General features: G+C 67.3%; 14 protein-coding genes. 7 read left to right on the plus strand and 7 right to left on the minus strand.

What is annotated here, in order from left to right; all coding sequences use genetic code 11:
• Positions 1-2: 2 nt before the first annotated feature.
• Positions 3-1,052 (minus strand): ornithine cyclodeaminase, encoded by a 1,050-nt coding sequence (gene ocd, locus AC07O3_RS17560; protein WP_495339942.1) that lies wholly within the window; start codon positions 1,050-1,052, stop codon positions 3-5.
• Positions 1,053-1,198: 146 nt separating this feature from the next.
• Between ocd and AC07O3_RS17565 the strand changes: the two genes are divergently transcribed.
• Positions 1,199-1,621 carry an Lrp/AsnC family transcriptional regulator gene (locus AC07O3_RS17565; protein WP_307616757.1) on the plus strand — a complete coding sequence of 141 codons (423 nt, stop codon included), beginning with the start codon at positions 1,199-1,201 and terminating at the stop codon, positions 1,619-1,621.
• A gap of 34 nt (positions 1,622-1,655) precedes the next feature.
• On the opposite strand, the gene AC07O3_RS17570 is transcribed toward AC07O3_RS17565, so the two are convergent.
• The 4 genes from AC07O3_RS17570 to AC07O3_RS17585 form a co-directional block, all read right to left on the minus strand.
• Positions 1,656-2,612 (minus strand): alpha-E domain-containing protein, encoded by a 957-nt coding sequence (locus AC07O3_RS17570; protein WP_093050811.1) that lies wholly within the window; start codon positions 2,610-2,612, stop codon positions 1,656-1,658.
• A 14-nt stretch (positions 2,613-2,626) separates the two neighbouring features.
• The gene (locus AC07O3_RS17575; RefSeq protein ID WP_093050814.1) at positions 2,627-4,123 is read right to left on the minus strand and encodes a circularly permuted type 2 ATP-grasp protein; all 1,497 of its coding nucleotides are present in this window, start codon (positions 4,121-4,123) and stop codon (positions 2,627-2,629) included.
• 98 nt (positions 4,124-4,221) lie between these two features.
• A complete protein-coding gene (locus tag AC07O3_RS17580; protein WP_093177167.1) occupies positions 4,222-5,070 on the minus strand; it encodes an oxepin-CoA hydrolase, alternative type in 849 nt (282 codons plus the stop codon).
• Between the two features lie 145 nt (positions 5,071-5,215).
• On the minus strand, positions 5,216-7,633 hold the full coding sequence (locus tag AC07O3_RS17585) for a DNA internalization-related competence protein ComEC/Rec2 (protein WP_495340067.1): 2,418 nt from the start codon (positions 7,631-7,633) through the stop codon (positions 5,216-5,218).
• 171 nt (positions 7,634-7,804) lie between these two features.
• Here AC07O3_RS17585 and AC07O3_RS17590 point away from each other — a divergent pair, with 171 nt between their 5' ends.
• The 6 genes from AC07O3_RS17590 to AC07O3_RS17615 all read left to right on the plus strand — a co-directional run bounded on the left by AC07O3_RS17590 (position 7,805) and on the right by AC07O3_RS17615 (position 17,074).
• Positions 7,805-11,317 (plus strand): transglutaminase family protein, encoded by a 3,513-nt coding sequence (locus AC07O3_RS17590; protein ID WP_093080121.1) that lies wholly within the window; start codon positions 7,805-7,807, stop codon positions 11,315-11,317.
• Between the two features lie 62 nt (positions 11,318-11,379).
• Entirely contained in the window at positions 11,380-14,109 is a 2,730-nt protein-coding gene (locus AC07O3_RS17595; protein ID WP_495339943.1) for a circularly permuted type 2 ATP-grasp protein, read from the plus strand.
• Positions 14,110-14,144: 35 nt separating this feature from the next.
• Positions 14,145-14,966: a basic amino acid ABC transporter substrate-binding protein gene (locus AC07O3_RS17600; RefSeq protein ID WP_495339944.1), complete on the plus strand. Its 822-nt coding sequence runs from the start codon at positions 14,145-14,147 to the stop codon at positions 14,964-14,966.
• 11 nt (positions 14,967-14,977) lie between these two features.
• The gene (locus AC07O3_RS17605; protein ID WP_495339945.1) at positions 14,978-15,946 is read left to right on the plus strand and encodes a transglutaminase family protein; all 969 of its coding nucleotides are present in this window, start codon (positions 14,978-14,980) and stop codon (positions 15,944-15,946) included.
• The gene (locus AC07O3_RS17610) at positions 15,943-16,401 is read left to right on the plus strand and encodes a RidA family protein (protein WP_093080114.1); all 459 of its coding nucleotides are present in this window, start codon (positions 15,943-15,945) and stop codon (positions 16,399-16,401) included. The genes AC07O3_RS17605 and AC07O3_RS17610 overlap by 4 nt, the downstream gene beginning before the upstream one ends.
• A gap of 76 nt (positions 16,402-16,477) precedes the next feature.
• A complete protein-coding gene (locus AC07O3_RS17615) occupies positions 16,478-17,074 on the plus strand; it encodes a nucleotidyltransferase family protein (RefSeq protein WP_093177157.1) in 597 nt (198 codons plus the stop codon).
• Positions 17,075-17,099: 25 nt separating this feature from the next.
• Here AC07O3_RS17615 and AC07O3_RS17620 read toward each other — a convergent pair whose 3' ends face one another.
• Both AC07O3_RS17620 and AC07O3_RS17625 read right to left on the minus strand, forming a co-directional pair.
• Positions 17,100-17,765, minus strand: a complete 666-nt coding sequence (locus AC07O3_RS17620; protein WP_093050836.1) for an aspartate/glutamate racemase family protein — start codon at positions 17,763-17,765, stop codon at positions 17,100-17,102.
• A 21-nt stretch (positions 17,766-17,786) separates the two neighbouring features.
• Positions 17,787-19,241 (minus strand): MFS transporter, encoded by a 1,455-nt coding sequence (locus tag AC07O3_RS17625; RefSeq protein ID WP_093050839.1) that lies wholly within the window; start codon positions 19,239-19,241, stop codon positions 17,787-17,789.
• Between the last annotated feature and the right edge of the window lie 128 nt (positions 19,242-19,369).

Genomic DNA, 19,369 nt, shown 5'->3' on the forward strand with positions numbered 1-19,369 from the left:
CATCAAGCCACCCTTCGGATGACAGCGCGCGAGGCGCCGCTGCGAGTGTGGCGGAACAGGTCCTTCGGGTCATCGGCCCGGGGCACCAGCTCGACGTCCACGCCGAGGTTGCGACGCTCGGCCTGTTCGTGCACATAGCGCAAGGTGGCGTAGTCCTCCAGCGCGAAGCCGACCGAATCGAACACCGTGACTTGTTCAGCGCTTTCGCGCCCCGTTGCCGTGCCGGCCAGCACGCGCCACAGGTCGACCACGGGAGAGTCTTTCGGCAACTGCTGGATGTCGCCCTCGATGCGCGTCTGCGGCTCGTATTCGACGAACACGCGCGCGCCGCGCAGCACGTCGGCATGCAGCTCGGTCTTGCCGGGGCAATCGCCGCCGACGGCGTTCAGGTGCATGCCCGGCCCGATCATGTCCGGCGTGATGATGGTGGCGCAGGCCTTGTCGGCAGTCACGGTCGTCACGATGTCGGCGCCGTGCACGGCCTGCGCCGTGGAGTCGGCACGAATGATCTTGAGCGACGAAAAGGCCGAGAGGTTGCGCACCAGCTTGTCGGTGGCCCGGGCGTCGATGTCGTACACGGCAATTTCCTCGATGCCCAAGTGGCAGTGAAAAGCCAATGCCTGGAATTCGCTCTGCGCGCCGTTGCCGATGAGCGCCATGCGCCGCGCGCCGGGCCGCGCCAATGCGCGCGCCGCCATCAGCGAGGTCGCGCTGGTGCGCAGCGCAGTGGCAAGGGTCAGTTCAGACAACAGCACGGGGTAGCCGGTTTCGACATCGGCGAGCACGCCGAAGGCCATCACCGTGTAGAGGCCGCGGCTGGTGTTGGCCGGATGGCCGTTGACGTACTTGAAGGCATAGCGCGAGGCGTTCGACACAGGCATCAGTTCGATGACGCCGATGTCCGAGTGGTTCGCCACACGGGCCGATTTGTCGAAATCAGGCCAGCGGATGAAGTCTTCCCGGATGGTGTCGGCCAATGCGCCGATGAAGGGGGCCACGCCGATCTCCTGCACGAGGCGGGACATGGCGGGAACGTCGATGAAGCGGGTCATGGGGGTCTCCTGAACGGTCCGGCCGCATCGCGCAGCCGTCTTTCGATTGTTCCGGGGAGACGTGTCAGACTGAACCCTCCAACTTGTCAAGTTAGCCCTTGAACCTTACATTTCGCTCGATCTGATTAGCAATTTGACAAATGGCAATGGACGACATCGACCGACAACTCATTGCCCTGCTGCGCGACGACGCGCGCATGCCGGTGGTGGCCCTGGCCCAGAAGCTCCGCGTGGCCCGGGCGACCGTGCAGAACCGGATTGCAAAACTGGAGAACGACGGAACCATCGTCGGCTACACCGTGCGGCTGAAGCCCGAAGCGGAGGCGCACCGCATCCGCGCGATCATGAGCATCGAGATCGAAGGGCACCGCGCCGAGCGCGTGAGCCAAGTGCTGCGCGGTCACCCCAACGTCGTCGCCCTGCACTCGACCAACGGCCGCTGGGACCTGATGGCCGAACTGCGCGCCGACTCGCTAGAAGCCTTCGACAAAGTGCTCAATGCCATCCGGCAGATCGAAGGCATCTCGAGCACCGAGACCAGCATCCTGCTGTCGACGCACAAGCTCTGAGCCGGGCGCCAGCGGCGCACCGGCTCTCTACCGCTCAGTGCGCGGGAACCAGGAAGTCCTGGCTGATGCGCCCGCCCAGCTCGTTCACGCGGTCGAGGAACTGCGTGAGGTAGGCATGCAGGCCGGTCGCAAGGATCTCGTCGACCCGCGCGTATTGCAGATCGGCCAGCAGCTTGCCGGCGCGGCGCTGGGTTTCGGCGCTCTGCTCGTTCTGCACCTTCGCGAGGTTGTTCACCACCTCGACCAGGCTCGCGTGCAGCGAGCGCGGCATGTCGGCGCGAAGAATCAGCAACTCGGCCACGCGCTCGGGCTTGATCACGTCGCGGTACACCTTGCGGTAGACCTCGAAGGCCGAAACGCTGCGCAGGATCGCGCTCCAGTGATAGAAGTCGTACTCTTGGTCTTCCTCGGTGGCGGCGCCGAAGAACTCGCTGTTGAGCGCATGGAACTTCACGTCCACCAGCCGCGCGGTGTTGTCGGCGCGTTCCAGGAAGGTGCCCAGGCGCGAGAAGTAGAAGGCCTCGTCCTGCAGCATGGTGCCCAGCGTGACGCCGCGCGACAGGTGCGAGCGGAACTTGACCCATTCGAAGAACTGGCCGGGGTCGCGCTCGAAATCGCCTGCGCGGAGCATGCGGTTGACTTCAAGCCAGGTGGTGTTCTGCGTTTCCCAGGCTTCGGTGGTGAGCGCGCCGCGCACGGCACGCGCGTTCTCGCGAGCGGCCTTCAGGCAGGAGACGATCGAAGAGGCGTTGCTCTCGTCCTTGACCATGAACTCCATCACGTCGTGGGGCGTGATCTGGTCGTACTTCTTGTTGTACCAGGGCAGCAGCTCGCTGATGGAGAGCACGCCCTGCCAGCCGTACTTGGCCACTTCGGCGGACTGCGGCAGCAGGGAGGTCTGGTAGTTGACGTCCAGCATGCGCGCCGTGTTCTCGGCGCGCTCGGTGTAGCGGGACATCCAGTAGAGATGGTCGGCGGTGCGAGACAGCATCGGTTGTGCTCCTACTACGATTGGCTTTGCGACTGCGCGGGCGCCGCCTTGGGCTTGGGTGCGCGGTCGGCTTCGAGAATCCAGGTGTCCTTGGTGCCGCCGCCCTGCGACGAGTTGACCACCAGCGAGCCTTCCTTCAACGCCACGCGCGTGAGGCCGCCGGGCACCATCTGCACCTCGCTGCCCGAGAGCACGAAGGGGCGCAGGTCGATGTGGCGCGGCGCGATGCCGGCGTCGACGAAGGTGGGCGAGGTCGACAGGCTCAGGGTGGGCTGGGCGATGTAGCCGTCGGGCTTGGCGATCACGGCCTTCTTGAAATCTTCGATCTCGGCCTGCGTGGCGGCCGGGCCGATCAGCATGCCGTAGCCGCCGGCGCCGTGCACTTCCTTGACGACCAGGTCCTTCATGTTGTCGAGCGTGTATTGCAGCTCGTCCTTGTTGCGGCACATGTAGGTGGGCACGTTCTTCAGGATCGGCTTTTCGCCGAGGTAGAACTCGACCATCTTCGGCACGTAGGGGTAGATCGACTTGTCGTCGGCCACGCCGGTGCCCACTGCATTGCAGATGACGACGTTGCCTTCGCGGTAGGCGCGCATCAGGCCGGCGGTACCGAGCGTGGACGTGGGGCGGAACACCTCGGGGTCGAGGAAGTCGTCGTCCACGCGGCGGTAGATGACATCGACGCGGCGCGGTCCGCGCGTAGTGCGCATGTAGACGAAGTTGTCCTTGACGAACAGGTCCTGGCCCTCGACCAGTTCCACGCCCATCTGCTGGGCGAGGAAGGCATGCTCGAAGTAGGCGCTGTTGTACATGCCGGGCGTGAGCACCACCACCGTGGGCTCGGCCGTGGCCGGCGGCGCACTGGCGCGCAGGGTTTCGAGCAGCAGGTCGGGGTAGTGCGCGACCGGTGCGATGCGGTTCTGGTTGAACAGCTCGGGGAAGAGCCGCATCATCATCTTGCGGTTTTCGAGCATGTAGCTCACGCCGCTGGGCACGCGCAGGTTGTCTTCGAGCACGTAGTACTCGCCGTTGCCGTCGGCATCGGGGGCACGAACGATGTCGATGCCCGAGATGTTCGAGTAGACGTTGTGCGGCACGTTCACGCCCATCATCTCGGGGCGGAACTGGGCGTTGTTCAGGATCTGCTCGGCCGGGATGATGCCGGCCTTGATGATTTCCTGGTCATGGTAGACATCGTGAAGAAAGCGGTTGAGCGCCGTGACGCGCTGCACCAGCCCTTTTTCCATGCTGTCCCACTCGTGGGCGGGAATGATGCGAGGCAGCAGGTCGAACGGGATGAGCCGCTCGGTGCCGGAGCCGTCCTCGTCCTTGGCGCCATACACCGCGAAGGTGATGCCGACCCGGCGGAAAATCAATTCCGCCTCTTCGCGCCGCGAACGCATCACCTCACCGGGTTGCTTCGCGAGCCATTGGTCGTAGCGCTTGTAGTGCTGTCGGATTGCAGCCCCCGCATAGGGCAACTGCTCATACATCTCGTCAAATTTGTGCATGGAACGACCAATCTCCTTGAGCTATAGCTTAGCAAGTTCAGGGCCAGTAGAACCCCTTATGCCAAGGCCGGAGACGGGCCGGAAGACTTTTTCTTCGCTCAGCGCTCAGGCCCTTCCTCGCTGGCCGTCAGCTTCTTGCGGGGCGAGAGAAATCCCTTGATGCGCTCCCCGCTCTCGTCGCTGTAGAGGCTGGCCAGGAAGGATTCGCGCTCGGCGTCGAGCTGCTCACGCCGGCTGCGCCCACGCGCCGAATACACGAGCTGCTTGATGCGCGCCTGCACCTCGAACGGGCCGCGCGCGAGCTGCTGCGCCCAGGCGAGCGCGGTGGCGCCGGCCTCCCCATGCGGCACGACCTTGTTGACCACGCCCAGTTCGTGCAGCCGCTTCGCGGTGCTGGGCGTGCCGTCGAGCAGCATTTCGATGGCAGCCTGCGGCGGCAACGCGCGCACCAGCGAATCGGTGCCGCCGCCGTCGGGCGTGAGGCCCACATTCACATAGGACATGGCGAACTTCGCGTCTTCCGCGGCCACGATCAGGTCGCAGGCCAGGCACAGCGAAAAGCCTCCGCCCATGGCCGCGCCCTCGACGGCGGCAATGACGGGCTGGGGAGCCTCCTGGATCGCCATGATCCATTCGTGCAGCGCATCGATGTGGCCATGCTGCTCGGCGGCCGGCAGCTTGCGTTGCCGGGCCAGGCGTCGCAGGTCGCCGCCGCCGCTGAAATGATCGCCCTCCCCGCACAACACGATGGCACGCACGGTGCGAAAACCCGAGGTGGCGCGCATCGCCTTGGCGGCCGCGCGGTAGACCGACGGATTGAGCGCATTGCGCGCCGCGGGGTTGCTCAGCGTCAGCACCAGCACCGGGCCTTCGCGGTGCATCTTGAGCCGCGCGCCGGGTGCTGCCGCGGCGCTCGTGCTGGTGATGGCCGGAACAGCGGCCGTCACGGCGTATGCCCGGAAAACAGGTCCCACCGAAGGCCTTGACGGTTGCTCATGCTGTCCCCTCTTCTGAGTTGTAGCCAAACGATACAACGCATGGGACGCCAGTACGAGCACGCTGACAAGTGGCCTTTCGGACTACTTTTGACAATTAATTCACGATTTCAGGGCTGTGCTGCCAGTACCGCGCATGGCGCTCGCGCTCGCAGGCCACGTCGGCGGGGCGTGTGCTGGTCCAGTGCGCGGCGCCGCAGCGGGTGTTTTCGACCAGCCGCACGCCGCGGTCCCGGTAGCGCGCCGCCACCTCCTGCGCCGGATGGCCGAAGCGGTTGCGATACCCCGCCTGGACAAAGGCAATGCCCGGCTGCACCGCATCGAGGAAGGCCGGGCTCGACGAAGTCTTGCTGCCGTGGTGCGGCGCCAGCAGCACGTCGGCGCGCAGCAGCTGCGGCGTGCGAACGACGAGCGCGGCCTCCTGCAGCCGCTCGATGTCGCCGGCCAGCAGCGCCGCCGCGCGCCCGTTGCCGATGCGCAGCACGCATGACACGGCATTGGGTTTGGTGAAGCCGCGGTAGTCGGTGTCGAACGGATGCAGCACCTCGAAGCGCACGCCGTCCCAGGTCCAGGTCTGCCCCGCCTCGCAACGCCGTGCCGCCAGCGTCGCCTGCAGCGGATGCGTGGCTTCGAGGGAACTCAGCAGCTCGGCCCGCGGCTGCATCGCGAGCACCGCGGGCGCACCGCCGGTGTGATCGGTGTCGCGGTGGCTCAGCACCAGCGTGTCGAGGCGCTCGCCGTAGGCCCGCAGCAGCGGCACGAGCACGCGATGGCCGGCATCGCTTTCAAGGCTGTAGCGCGGGCCGGCGTCGTAGAGCAGGCTGTGCGTGGCGGTGCGCACGAGCACCGCGTTGCCCTGGCCGATGTCGGCAGCGAGCAGCTCGAATTCGCCGGCCGCCGGCCGGGGCGCCTGCCACAGCAACACTGGCAGCAGCAGCGGAATGCCGAGGCTGCGCAGCGACCAGGACAGCCGCATGGCCAGCAATGCACCGCCGGCCACGCCGCAAGCGGCCATCCACAAAGGCGGCGCGGCCATCGACAGCGTCGCATACGGCAGCCCGGCCAGCCATTGCAGCAGCAGCGCCAGCACCTGCACGGCCCGGGCTGCGAGGTCCCACAGCGGCGCCACGGCCACGCCCAGCATGGCCAACGGCGTGATCACGAGCGTGACCCAGGGGATCGCCACCGCATTGGCCAGCAGGCCGATCAGCGACACCTGCTGGAACAGCAGCAGGCTCAGCGGCGTGATTGCCAGCGTGATGACCCATTGCTCGCGAAAGAACAGCAACAGGCGGGAAGCGGCGCCGGTCTTCCGCTCGCCCGGCACCGCGGCGTCCGTGGCGAACAGCACGCCCACCGCCACGAAGCTCAGCCAGAAGCCGGCCTGCATCAAGGCCCACGGATCGAGCGCGACCACCACGGCCGCCGTCAGCAGCCACACATGCGGCCAAGGCCAGCGCCGGCCCGTGAGGCGCAGCAGCGCGACCGTCGCCAGCATCCACACAGTGCGCTGCGAGGGCACGCCCCAGCCGCTGAAGAGCGCGTAGAGCGTGGCCAGTAGCACGCCGCCTATCAACGCTGCCTGCTGCGCCGGCAAGCGCAGCATCAGCCGCGCGCTGCGCCGCCAGAGCAGGCCGACGATGTGCGCGGCCAGCCAGGCAAACATCGTGACGTGGAGGCCGGAGATCGACATCAGGTGTGCCACGCCCGTGGCGCGGAACACGTCCCAGCCCGAGCGGTCGATGGCGCTCTGGTCGCCGGTGACCAGGGCCGCGATCACGCCGGCCTGGGCGCGGTCGGGCACGCGCTCGAAGACGGCATCGCGCACGGCTTCGCGTGCGCGCTCGATGGGGTGCCGCCACGTGCTTGCCACCAGCATTGGCGCCGCATCGCGCGCGCCGGTTCGCACATAGCCGCTGGCATGCAGGCCCTGCTCCCACATCCAGAGTTCGCTGTCGAAGCCATGGGGATTGCGGCTGCCGTGCGGCGCCTTCAGACGCACCGTCAGCCGCCATCGCTCGCCGGCGTGCAGGGAGCCGACTGTGCTGGCCAAGGGCGTGCGGCTTTCGGAAGCACGGCTCCACAGGCTCGAGCCTTCGGCATACCAGCCGAGTGCAATGCGATCGGGCACCGCGGGCCGCCCCTGCGCATCCGGATCAGCCCAACCCGCGGACTCGACATCCAAGCGGAACTGCGTTCCAGCTTCGTTTCGCTGGGGCATCTCCGACACCACGCCCGTGACATGCAGGTCGCGCCCTTCGAGCGCCGGGTCAAGCGCGCCGCTCGCATAGACCGCCGCGCGCCATCCCGCGAGCCCTGCGCCGGCCATCGCGCCGCATAGCAAGGCGATGAGCATCAGGCCCCTGCCCGGCATGCGTCGCCAACACAGGCCGGCCACTGCCACGAACAGCAAGCCGGCGTAGGCCCACGCCGGCCAAAGCACCGCCTGCTGCAGTTGCAAGACGGCTCCCAGCAGCGAGCCACCCAGCGCCACGAACGCCCCCGCTCCACCCATGGCACCGCCAGACGCACGAAACGGCGTCAACGAAAAACTCCCGAACCCATGATGCAAACCCTCCCCAAAGTCACGCTCAGTGGCGCGTTAATTGCTTGGCATCTGGGCTAGTATGCGTCTCACAAGAGACATCTTTTCGATGCAATCTCGCAGTACTGCACACAAAAACGCATGTCCATTCACGCCGCTCTCCACCACGTCACCCACTACAAATACGACCGCCTGGTGCAGTTGGGCCCACAGGTCGTGCGCTTGCGTCCCGCGCCGCATTGCCGCAGCAACGTCATCTCGTATTCGCTGCGGGTCGAGCCGGCCGAGCACTTCGTCAACTGGATGCAGGACCCGTTCGCCAACTACCAGGCGCGGCTCGTGTTCCCCGAGAAGACGCGCGAGTTCAAGGTCACGGTCGACCTCGTGGTCGAGATGGCGGTCTACAACCCCTTCGACTTCTTCCTCGAGCCGCAGGCCGAGAACTTTCCTTTCAAGTACACGGCCTCGCAGGCCGAAGAGCTCGCCCCCTACCTCGTCACCGAAGCGCCCACGCCGCTGCTGCAGGCCTACCTCGACAAGATCGATCGCAAGGAGCAGCGCACCATCGACTTCCTGGTCGGCATCAACCAGCAGGTGCAGCAAGACGTCAATTACCTGATCCGCATGGAGCCCGGTGTGCAGACGCCGGAAGAAACGCTCACCAGCGGCAGCGGCTCTTGCCGCGACTCGGGCTGGCTGCTGGTGCAACTGCTGCGCCACTGCGGGCTGGCCGCGCGTTTCGTCTCGGGCTACCTGATCCAGCTCACGCCCGACGTGAAGGCGCTCGACGGCCCTAGCGGCACCACGGTCGACTTCACCGACCTGCACGCCTGGTGCGAAGTGTTCCTGCCGGGCGCAGGCTGGATCGGCCTCGACGCCACCTCGGGCCTGCTGGCCGGCGAAGGCCACATTCCGCTGGCCTGCACGCCCACGCCTTCGAGCGCGGCGCCCATCGAGGGCGGCGTCGACGAATCCGAGGTCGAGTTCGGCCATGAGATGAAGGTCACGCGCATCTACGAATCGCCGCGCGTCACCAAGCCCTACACCGAAGAGCAGTGGTCCGAAGTGCTGGCCCTGGGCGACGCTGTCGACGCGCGCCTGAAGGCCGGCGACGTGCGCCTCACCATGGGCGGCGAGCCGACCTACGTGGCCACCAGCGACCGCGACGCGCCCGAATGGAACACCGACGCCCTCGGCCCCACGAAGCGCGGCTACGCCACCGAGCTCGTGCACAAGCTGCGCGCCGAGTACGGCAAGGGCGGCTTCCTGCATTTCGGCCAGGGCAAGTGGTACCCGGGCGAGCAACTGCCGCGCTGGGCGCTGTCGATCTTCTGGCGCGCCGACGGCCAGACGCTGTGGCACGACCCCGAGCTGTTTGCCGACGAGCGCTTTCCCACGCACTACACGAGCGAGGACGCGCGCCGCTTCACCACCGTGCTGGCCCACAAGCTCGGCCTGACCGAGCGCTACATCCAGCCAGGCTACGAAGACATCTACTACTACCTCTGGCGCGAACGCCGCCTGCCGGTGAACGTCGACCCCTTCGAATCGAAGCTCGACGACGAACTCGAACGTGTGCGCCTGCGCCGCGTGTTCACGCAGAAGCTCGACGCGGTGATCGGCTACATGCTGCCCATCGAGCCCGGCAATGCGAACGGCGACGCCCCCGCGCTCGCCGGCCCGGCCTGGAAGACCGGCCCCTGGTTCCTGCGCGACGACCGGCTCTACCTGATCCCGGGTGACTCGCCCATGGGCTACCGCCTGCCGCTCGACTCGCAGCCGTGGGCCAGCAAGGGCGACTACCCCTACCTGATCGAACGCGACCCGACCGCGCCGCGCGGCGCCCTGCCGAGCGCGGCCGACTACCGCGCGCGCTATGCCGTAGGCACAACCGGCACAGGGGCCGACCTCGGCGCAGTGCCCTATGCCTTCGGCGCACCGCCCGTCGTGCCCGCCTCGCTACGCATGCAGGCGCCGGGCAGTGCCGGCGAAGGCGATGCATCGGCTGCAGCAGCAACTGACGATGCGGACGACAAATCGACCACGCGCCAGCCGCTGCGCGGCGAATCGGCCCACTGGGTCACGCGCACCGCGCTGTGCGTCGAAGTGCGCGACCCGCGCCGGGCCAACGGCCCCTCGGCCGAGAAGAAGGGCAGTGCCTCGGGCGTGCTCTACGTCTTCATGCCGCCGCTCGCGCGCCTGGAGGATTACCTCGACCTGGTTGCGGCGGTCGAGGCCACCGCGCGCGACCTGGGCGTGCGCATCGTGATGGAAGGCTATCCGCCGCCGCGCGACCCGCGCCTGAAGATGCTGGCCGTCACGCCCGACCCGGGCGTGATCGAAGTCAACATCCACCCGGCCCACAACTGGAAGGAACTGGTCGACCACACCGAGTTTCTCTACAACGCCGCGTTCGAAACCCGCCTGTCGGCCGAGAAGTTCATGACCGACGGCCGCCACACCGGCACCGGCGGCGGCAACCACTTCGTGATGGGCGGCGCCACGCCCGCCGACAGCCCCTTCCTGCGCCGGCCCGAGCTGCTGGCCAGCCTGCTGCTCTACTGGCACAACCATCCGTCGCTGAGCTATCTGTTCTCGGGCATGTTCATCGGCCCGACGAGCCAGGCGCCGCGCGTGGACGAGGCCCGCAACGACCAGGTCTACGAGCTGGAAATCGCCCTGAAGGAAATCGCGAAGAACCGCGAGATCTATGGCCAGAACATGCCGGCCTGGCTGGTCGACCGCACGCTGCGCAACATCCTGATCGACGTGTCGGGCAACACGCACCGCAGCGAGTTCTGCATCGACAAGCTCTACTCGCCCGACTCGAGCACCGGCCGCCTCGGCCTGCTGGAGCTGCGCGCTTTTGAAATGCCGCCGCATGCGCGCATGAGCATCGCGCAGCAGCTGCTCATTCGCGCGCTGGTCGCCCGCTTCTGGGACGAGCCCTACAAGGCGCCCGTTACCCGCTGGGGCACCGAGCTGCACGACCGCTTCCTGCTGCCGACCTTCGTCAAGATGGACTTCGACGACGTCATCAGCGAGATGCGCCAGGCCGGCTTCGCCTTCGATGCCGACTGGTTCGCGCCGCACTTCGAGTTCCGCTTCCCGCTGGTGGGCCAGATGCAGGCGATGGGCGTGGAGCTCTCGCTGCGCAACGCGCTTGAACCCTGGCACGTGATGGGCGAGGAAGGTTCGGCCGGCGGCACGGTGCGCTACGTTGATTCGTCGCTCGAACGCATCGAGGTGCGCGTGACCGGCCTGAACGAGAGCCGCCACGTCATCACCGTCAACGGCAAGGTGCTGCCGCTGCAGCCCACCGGCGTGGTCGGCGAGTTCGTGGCCGGCGTGCGCTACAAGGCCTGGAACCCGCCTTCGGCCCTGCACCCGAGCATCCCGGCCCACGCGCCGCTGACCTTCGACCTGGTCGACACCTGGATGAAGCGCTCCCTTGGCGGCTGCCAGTACTTCGTCGCCCACCCGGGCGGGCGCAATTACGACACCTTCCCGGTCAACGCCTACGAGGCGGAAAGCCGCCGCCACTCGCGCTTCACCCGCACCGGCCATACACCCGGACTCATGCGCACGCCCCCGGCAACCATCGAGCTGCCGGGCAGCCGCGAATTCCCGTTCACGCTGGATCTGCGGCGATAAGGGGACATTTAGCACGCTGCCCAAACGGATACCCGTGAAGGCAGTGTGACAATCCCCCTCCTGTGGAACCTTTGAACGAATCCCTGTTCGACGCCCAGGCACTGGAGTTTCCAGCGGCCCTGGCGTCGGCGCTCGCCCCGCCGGCCCTGCCCGGCCATTTCGATGAACTGCGTGGGCAGGCCACCGCGGTAGCGCCTGTACGGCCGGTGCCGGGGGCTGCGCCAGCCCCTGCGCCCGCCCCGCTGCTGTACGACGCCGCGGTCGAACGACCACCGGCGGCCGGGCAGTCGCAGTCCCAATCCCAGACGCAGACACAGGGCCCCTCCGGCGAACAACCGCCGCTCACGCCCGCCTGGAACGCCTTCTTCGAACAGCTCGGCCCGGGCGGCTTCAACGACCTGCCCCGACGCGCGGCCAGCCTTGAACGGCAGATCCGCGACAACGGCGTCACCTACAACGTGTACGCCGACGCCAACGGCCCGCAGCGGCCGTGGTCGCTCGACCTGTTCCCGCTGATCGTCTCGCCCGAAAGCTGGAGCCAGATCGAGGCTGGCGTGCTGCAGCGCGTGCGCGTGCTCGACCGCGTGATGGCCGACGTCTACGGCCCGCAGCAGCTGCTGGCCGAGGGGCTCATTCCCCCGGCGCTGGTGCGCGGCCACCCCGGCTACCTGCGCGCGCTGCACGGCGTGAAGCCGCCGGGCGACACCTGGCTGCACATCACAGCCTTCGACCTCGCGCGCGGCCCCGACGGCAACTGGTGGGTGGTTTCGCAGCGCACGCAGGCGCCTTCGGGCCTGGGTTACCTGCTCGAAAACCGCCTCGCCATCACGCGGCAGTTTCCTCAGGCCTTCGAGGCGCTGCACGTGCAACGCCTGGCCGCCACCTACAGCGCCATGATGGAAGGCCTGCAGCGCATGTGCCCGGCCGGCGTGCCGCCGCACATCGCGCTGCTCACGCCCGGCCCGTACAACGAAACCTACTTCGAGCACGCGTATCTCGCGCGCTACCTGGGCATCACGCTGGTCGAAGGCAGCGACCTCACGGTGCGCGACCAGCGGCTCTACCTCAAGACGCTGCAGGGCCTGCGCCCGGTGCACGGCCTCATCAAGCGGCTCGACGACCAGTTCCTCGACCCGCTGGAGCTGCGCCCCGATTCCACGCTCGGCGTGCCCGGCCTGCTGCAGGCCATTCGTGCCGGCAACGTGCTGGTGGCCAACATGCCGGGCTCGGCGTTCCTCGAATCGCCCGCGCTGCTCGGCTTCTTGCCGGGGCTGGCGCGCCGCCTGATCGGCGAAAAACTCAAGCTGCCCGCGCTGCCCACCTGGTGGTGCGGCGAGCGCGCCGCGCTCGAATCGGTGCTGCCGCAGCTGGCCGACTGCGCCATCAAGCCCACCTACCCCGGCTTCGACGGCCGCGCCAGCTTCGACGCCGTGCTCGGCAGCCAGCTCGGCCGGCGCGAGCTCGACGAATGGGCCGGCCGCATCGTGCGAGAAGGCGACGTGCACACAGTGCAGGGCTATCAGCCGCTGTCGCAGATGCCCACCTGGGCCAACGACATGGGCCCGGGCCACATCGCGCCGCGCGCTGTGCTGCTGCGCGTGTTCGCGGTGAGCGACGGCGCGCAGTCGTGGCGCGTGCTGCCCGGCGGCCTGGCCCGGCTTGCGGGGCCCGATGCGCAGATCGCGTCGATGCAACGTGGCGGCAGCAGCGCCGACGTGTGGGTGCAGACCCACGGCGAGGTCGACCGCACCACGCTGCTGCAGCCGCACGCCACGCCGGCCTCGCTCGCACGGCACCGCGCGCCCGTTACCAGCCGCGCCGCGGAGAACATGTTCTGGCTCGGCCGCTACACCGAGCGTGCCGAGAACGCCGTGCGCCTTGCGCGCCTCACGCTCAACTTGCTGGGCAGCGAAGACCAGTCCTCGCGCCCGTTGCTCGAATGGCTGCACCGCATGGCGCTGCGAAATGCACTGGTGCCGGCCGAAGTGCCGAGCGCGCCGCAATCGCGCCGCGTGTTCGAACGCGCGCTCATCGCCGAACTGGGCGATGTGGAGCGCGGCGGCAGCGTGGGTTTCAGCCTGATGTGCATCCGGCAAGCGGCCGCCGCCGTGCGCGAGCGCCTGTCGCAGGACAACTGGAACCAGATCGTGCGCGCCGAGACCGACTTCCTGCGCCGCGCGGCCGAGCAGGCCGGCGAGGGCAGCTTTGCCAGCAGTGCCGCGTTGCGCGCCCTCGAATCCGCCAGCACAGCGCTGGCCGCCATGACCGGCGCGCAGACCGACCGCATGACGCGCGACGACGCCTGGCGGCTGCTGTCCATCGGCCGCCACATCGAGCGACTGGGCTTCTTGTCGAATGCGCTGGAGGCCGGCTTCGACAACGGCGCCGTGCACGAAGTGAGCGGCTTCGAGGCAATGGTGGCGCTGTTCGACAGCACCATCACCTTCCACGCCCGCTACCAGCAGCGCCGCGACGTCGCCACCATGGTCGATCTGCTGGTGCTCGACGCCGAGAACCCGCGCTCGCTCGCATGGGTCACGCAGACCCTGCGCGGGCGCATTGCACGGCTGGCCGGCAGCGCGCCCGGCAAGCTGACCGCGCTGTCGTACGAACTGCCCGACCCGGCCGGCTGGACGCTCGAACACCTCTGCGCCGCGGGGCCCGAAGCCAACTACCCGGCCCTCGTCGAGCTGCTCGCCAACTGCGAGACGGCCGCCTACCATGTGTCCGACGCGATCGGCACACGCTACTTCACGCTGACATCCGAATCGCTGCGCTCGGTCGGAGCTTGATTCCCAGACAAAGACAGTTCCAAGGAGGCATATCCATGTCAGGCATCGCCATCAACCGCCGCTTCGCACTCACCGCCGCCGGCCTGCTCGCGGCGCTCGTCATCGCGGCCTGCAGCAAGCAGGAGCCTGCCGCGCCCGCCGCAACCAGCGCACCGCCTCCACCTGCCGCCGCCCGGGTGCTGGTGGTCGGCACCGACGCCGCCTACACGCCCTTCGAATCGCAGAACGACAAGGGCGAGATCGTGGGCTTCGACATCGACGTGGTGAAAGCGGTCGCGCAGAAAGCCGGCATCGAGGTGAAGTTCGTCAACACGCCGTGGGAAGGCATCTTCAACGCGCTCGACCAGGGCGACCGCGACCTGCTGGTGTCGGCCATCACCATCACCGACGAGCGCCGCCAGACGATGGATTTCTCGCAGTCGTATTTCGACGCCAGGCAGCTGATCGCCGTGAAGAACGACTCGCCCGTCACGAAGTTCGATGACATCAAGACCCTGAAGGTCGGCGTGCAGAACGGCACCACGGGCGACGAGGTCGTGGGCAAGCTGCTGGGCAAGTCGAGCACCGCCATCAAGCGCTTCGAATCGACGCCGCTCGCGCTCAAGGAACTCGAAGCCGGCGGCGTGCAGGCCGTGGTGGCCGACAACGGCGTGGTCGTGCACTACATCGCCAACAACACTGCAGGCGGCTTCAAGACGGTGAGCGATGCGAACTTCCCGGTCGAGAAGTACGGCATTGCCGTGAAGAAGGGCAACACCGAACTGCTCGCCAAGATCAACCAAGGCCTCGAAGGCATCCGGGCCGACGGCACCTACGCCAAGATCTACGCTTCGCATTTCGGCGCCGAGTCGAAGTAGGCCAACCCATCATGCTGCTACACGTCACCCACGAAACGCGCTACGAGTACGCGCCGCCGGTCGAGACGGCGCAGCACCTCGCCCACCTGAAGCCGCTGGCCACCGACTCGCAGCGGCTCGTGAGTCACAAGCTCGCCATTGAGCCCCCGCCCGCGCAGCGCAGCGAGGTGGCCGACCTGTACGGCAACACGCGTGCCTTCTTCGCGCTGGAGGCCACGCACGACCGGCTCGTCGTCACGGCCGAGAGCGTGGTCGAAACCTCGGTGCCCGTGCTCTCGAGCACCGTGGCGCGCGAGCTGCCCTGGGAGAGCGTGCGCGAACGCTTCCGCTTCCGCAAGGACGCCACCTTCGACGCGGCCTCGGAGTTCGTCTTTCCGTCGCCCTACGTGCCGCGCCACGACGACTTCACGGCCTATGCGCGCGCCAGCTTCGTGCCCGGCCGCCCCACCTTCGACGTGGCGATGGACCTCACCGAGCGCATGTACGAAGACTTCGCGTACGACGCCGACAGCACCGAGATCAACACCCCCGCCGTCGAGGCCCTCGCGCAGCGCAAAGGCGTGTGCCAGGACTTCGCCCACATCATGATCGCGTGCTTCCGCACCATGGGCCTGCCCGCGCGCTACGTGAGCGGCTACCTGCTGACACAGCCGCCACCCGGCCAGCCCCGGCTGGTGGGCGCCGACGCCTCGCACGCCTGGGTGTCGGTGTACCTGCCCGGCGACGGCCCCGAGGGCGTCGGCAGTCAAGGCGGATGGGCCGACTTCGACCCCACCAACGGCCGCCAGCCGGGCGAAGACTACGTCACGCTCGCCATCGGCCGCGACTACTCCGACGTATCGCCGATGCGCGGCGTACTCCATGGCGGCGCAAGGCACACGCTGCGGGTCGGCGTGACCGTGCAGCCAGTGGGGGAAGTGATCGAGGGCCTGCCGCAAACCCGGACACAATCGCCTTCCCAAGACAAGGAGTCTCCATGAGCGTTTACGACAAACTTTCCAGCCTCGGCATCACCCTGCCCCCGGTCTCCGCCCCCGCGGCCGCCTACGTGCCCTTCGTGCAGACCGGCAACCTCGTGTTTCTCTCGGGCCATATCGCGAAGAAGGACGGCAAGGTCTGGGCCGGCCAGCTCGGCGCCAACATCAGCACCGAAGAAGGCAAGCAGGCTGCACGCGCCATCGCCATCGACCTGCTCGGCACGCTGCACGCGGCCGTGGGCGACCTCAACAAGGTCAAGCGCATCGTCAAGGTGATGAGCCTGGTCAACTCGGTCGGCACCTTCACCGAACAGCATCTGGTGACCAACGGCGCGAGCGAGTTCTTCGCCGAAGTCTTCGGGCCTGAAAAGGGCGCGCATGCACGCAGCGCCTTCGGCGTGGCACAGGTGCCGATGGGGGCTTGCGTGGAAATCGAGCTGATTGCTGAAGTCGGCTGATCCGCTTCTTTCGCATCTCCACGATTCGAGGCCTGACGGCGATGGTCGTCAGGCCTCTTTGCATTGCGTCGACACCATGCCATTGACACCCACCGGCTTGATCGGGCAAGCCATGCAGGACCCGGTCAACGCCGCGCTGCTTTCACGCCTGCCCGGCCTCGGGCTTCGCCAGGGCTTCCTGACCGCCGGCTGCCTGTTCCAGGCGACGTGGAACCGTCTTTCCGACAAACCGCCCGGCTGGGGCGTGAAGGACTACGACGTCTTCTACTTCGACGACACCGACCTGTCGTGGGAAGCCGAAGACATCGTGATCCAGCGCGTGCAGAAAGCGGTGGCCGACCTGGGCGTGAGCGTGGAGGTCAAGAACCAGGCGCGCGTTCACCTCTGGTATGAGCAGCGCTTCAAGTCGCCCTACCCCCGGCTCGGGTCCGCGCGCGACGGGATCGACCGCTACCTCATCGCATGCACCCGCGTCGGCATCGACCTGGCCGACGGAACGCTCTATGCGCCCGACGGGCTGGACGACCTGGCAGCGGGCATTCTGCGCATGAACCCGCTGCTCCCGATGCGCGAGTTGTTCCTCAAGAAGGCGGCGGACTACCAGGCGCGATGGCCGTGGCTGCGGATCGTGCAGCCAGAAGCGGCTACTCGCGCTTCCAGTTCGACACTGTGATGAACACGTCCACGGTGCTCATTCCTCATGCTCCCCGGGTTGCTGCGAACCGCGAACACAGCAGTCGCATGGCGGCCGAGATGGGCGCGATCACCGGCACGTCGAACCGTGGGGCCAGCGCCAGTGCGGCCTGCCCCAGCGGACCGCCGCCGATGATCACCGCCTGGGCGCCGTCTTCGTCGATGCAGCACTGCACGGCCTTTGCCAGCGCTTCTTCCAGCGCCTGCGGATCGGCTGCCAGCGCGCGCGGGTCGCCTTGCGTCAGGCGGATGCCGGTGTAGAGAGCGCGCAGTCCCAGCGCGGCCGCCCTGCCCTCGATGGGCGACACCAGTTCGGGCGTGACCGTGGCAATGCCGAAGCGGCGACGACCCTCGCTGGCCGCGAGCATCGATGCTTCGGCGATGCCGACCACCGGCACGCTTGCTTCACGGCGCAGCAACTCGATGCCCGGATCGCCGAAGGCGCTGACAATCACGCCATTCCACCTTCCGCCGGCAACGGAACGCCAGGCTTTCAACACCTCCGTCGCAGCCGCATTCAGCTCGTCTTCATTGACGATCATGGGCGGCCCGCCGGCCGCGGTGATGCCTGTCACGCGGCATCCGGCAGGTGCCTCGCTGCTGGCGATCTTCGCCATCATTGCGGTGGTCGACGACGACGAGTTGGGGTTGATGAGCAGGATTTCTTGCATGCGTGAGGACTCTCTGAAAATTCAACCCGGCTGCACGATCTTCGTGGTCGGGGCAGCGTCGTCGCCGGGGCTTTCACCCGGCAGCGGCAACGCATCGGGCGACTGGCCATAGGTCTCGGGCACGCTCTGCACGCTGACCACGAAGACCGCGTACATACCGGCCGCAAGGCCGAACACGCCGACCAGGCCGAAGGCATCGAAGAGCCGGCCCGCCACCAGCGGCATCAGCGCGCCTGCCGCTGTGCCAGTGGCAAGAATGAAGGCCGTGCCGAAGGCTCGCACCCGGGTCGGGTACAGCTCGGGCGCAAAGATCCAGATCGTCGTGTTGAGCAGCAGCACGAAGAACTGGAACACCGCGCCGGCAATCAGGATCACCACGATGCTCTTGGCAACGAAGCCGATGGTCAACGCCGCCAGGCAGGCGCACACGGCGCCGGCCGTCAGCACGCGCTTGCGCGGAAAGTGAAAACCCAGCAGCGAGGCTGCGATGGCCCCCAGCAGGCTCCCGCCCTGCATCACCATCGTGAAGAGCAGACTCTTCGACATGCTGTAGCCCAGGGCAACAAGGATGGTCGGCATCAGCGTGAGCACCGAGATCTGCGCGCCGTAGGTCATCCAGATCGTGATGCACAGCGGAATGGTCCGCCGCGCCAGTGCGCCGCGAAAGATCTCGGTCACGCGTACCTTGATGCGGGCATTCGGCGCGGCCAGCCCATCGTCGGTGATGTACTGATGCTGCGGCACGTTCTTCTTCGAAAGCCTGCCCGACGCCAGTCGCGACAACACCGCATTGACTTCCTTCACCTTGCCCTGCGACATGAGGAAGCGCGGCGTCTCAGGAATGTAGCGGCGATAGAAAGCACCGAGTAGCGCCGGCACCATCAGGCAGGCGAACAGCCAGCGCCATGCGTTGTCGCCCGGGAACATCCAGAACACCAGCAGGCCGAAGCCCGGCGCCAGGAAGTTGCCGAGCCCACCCGCGCCGACGTTCACCAGCCCGACAGCGGTGCCGCGGAACTTGGTCGAGCAGAACTCGGCCAGCATGGTGACGGCGATCGCGATCTCGCCGCCCAGCCCGAAACCCACGACCGCGCGGCCCAGCGCCATCACCGCCAGGTTGGGCGCCATCGCGCAGATGCCTGCGCCGAGGGTGAACAGCAGCAGGTCGATCGACAGCATCACGCGCCGGCCGTAGCGGTCGGCAATGAAGCCCGAGATGATCCGCCCCACCGCCGCGCAGGCGAAGGTGACGGTGTTCAGCAAGCCGATGTCGGAAGCGCTGAGCCCCCACTGCTCGCGCAGCATCGGTCCCACGATACCCACGGCATTCTGCTCGAAGCTGTCGAACAGGCAGCCGATGAGGATCAAAAAGATGATCGTGTGGTGCGATCGCGTGACGCCGATCTTGTCGAGCGCTCTGTCGAGTTCGGCGACCCGGGGCGAGTCGGGTCCGGAAGAGAGTGCAGGTCCAGCCATAGGAAACCCCTTGAGAAAGGTATGAAGTGCTTTGCTCGGCGCAGTCCGGAATCGCTTCGCATGCTATCGGCGACTCCATCGGCATGACATATCGATTTCACCTAGTTTGTTTTTGTGAAATCTTAATT

The sequence above is a fragment of the Variovorax sp. GW821-FHT09D05 genome (assembly GCF_059416325.1).

What these genes read in the sequence shown, in the direction of transcription:
- AC07O3_RS17600 (WP_495339944.1), top strand. Translation starts at nt 14,145, where the DNA reads ATGTCAGGCATCGCCATCAACCGCCGCTTCGCACTCACCGCCGCCGGC.
- ocd (WP_495339942.1), bottom strand. Translation starts at nt 1,052, where the DNA reads ATGACCCGCTTCATCGACGTTCCCGCCATGTCCCGCCTCGTGCAGGAG.
- AC07O3_RS17625 (WP_093050839.1), bottom strand. Translation starts at nt 19,241, where the DNA reads ATGGCTGGACCTGCACTCTCTTCCGGACCCGACTCGCCCCGGGTCGCC.
- AC07O3_RS17610 (WP_093080114.1), top strand. Translation starts at nt 15,943, where the DNA reads ATGAGCGTTTACGACAAACTTTCCAGCCTCGGCATCACCCTGCCCCCG.
- AC07O3_RS17615 (WP_093177157.1), top strand. Translation starts at nt 16,478, where the DNA reads ATGCCATTGACACCCACCGGCTTGATCGGGCAAGCCATGCAGGACCCG.
- AC07O3_RS17605 (WP_495339945.1), top strand. Translation starts at nt 14,978, where the DNA reads ATGCTGCTACACGTCACCCACGAAACGCGCTACGAGTACGCGCCGCCG.
- AC07O3_RS17565 (WP_307616757.1), top strand. Translation starts at nt 1,199, where the DNA reads ATGGACGACATCGACCGACAACTCATTGCCCTGCTGCGCGACGACGCG.
- AC07O3_RS17575 (WP_093050814.1), bottom strand. Translation starts at nt 4,123, where the DNA reads ATGCACAAATTTGACGAGATGTATGAGCAGTTGCCCTATGCGGGGGCT.
- AC07O3_RS17590 (WP_093080121.1), top strand. Translation starts at nt 7,805, where the DNA reads ATGTCCATTCACGCCGCTCTCCACCACGTCACCCACTACAAATACGAC.
- AC07O3_RS17620 (WP_093050836.1), bottom strand. Translation starts at nt 17,765, where the DNA reads ATGCAAGAAATCCTGCTCATCAACCCCAACTCGTCGTCGTCGACCACC.
- AC07O3_RS17585 (WP_495340067.1), bottom strand. Translation starts at nt 7,633, where the DNA reads ATGGGTGGAGCGGGGGCGTTCGTGGCGCTGGGTGGCTCGCTGCTGGGA.
- AC07O3_RS17570 (WP_093050811.1), bottom strand. Translation starts at nt 2,612, where the DNA reads ATGCTGTCTCGCACCGCCGACCATCTCTACTGGATGTCCCGCTACACC.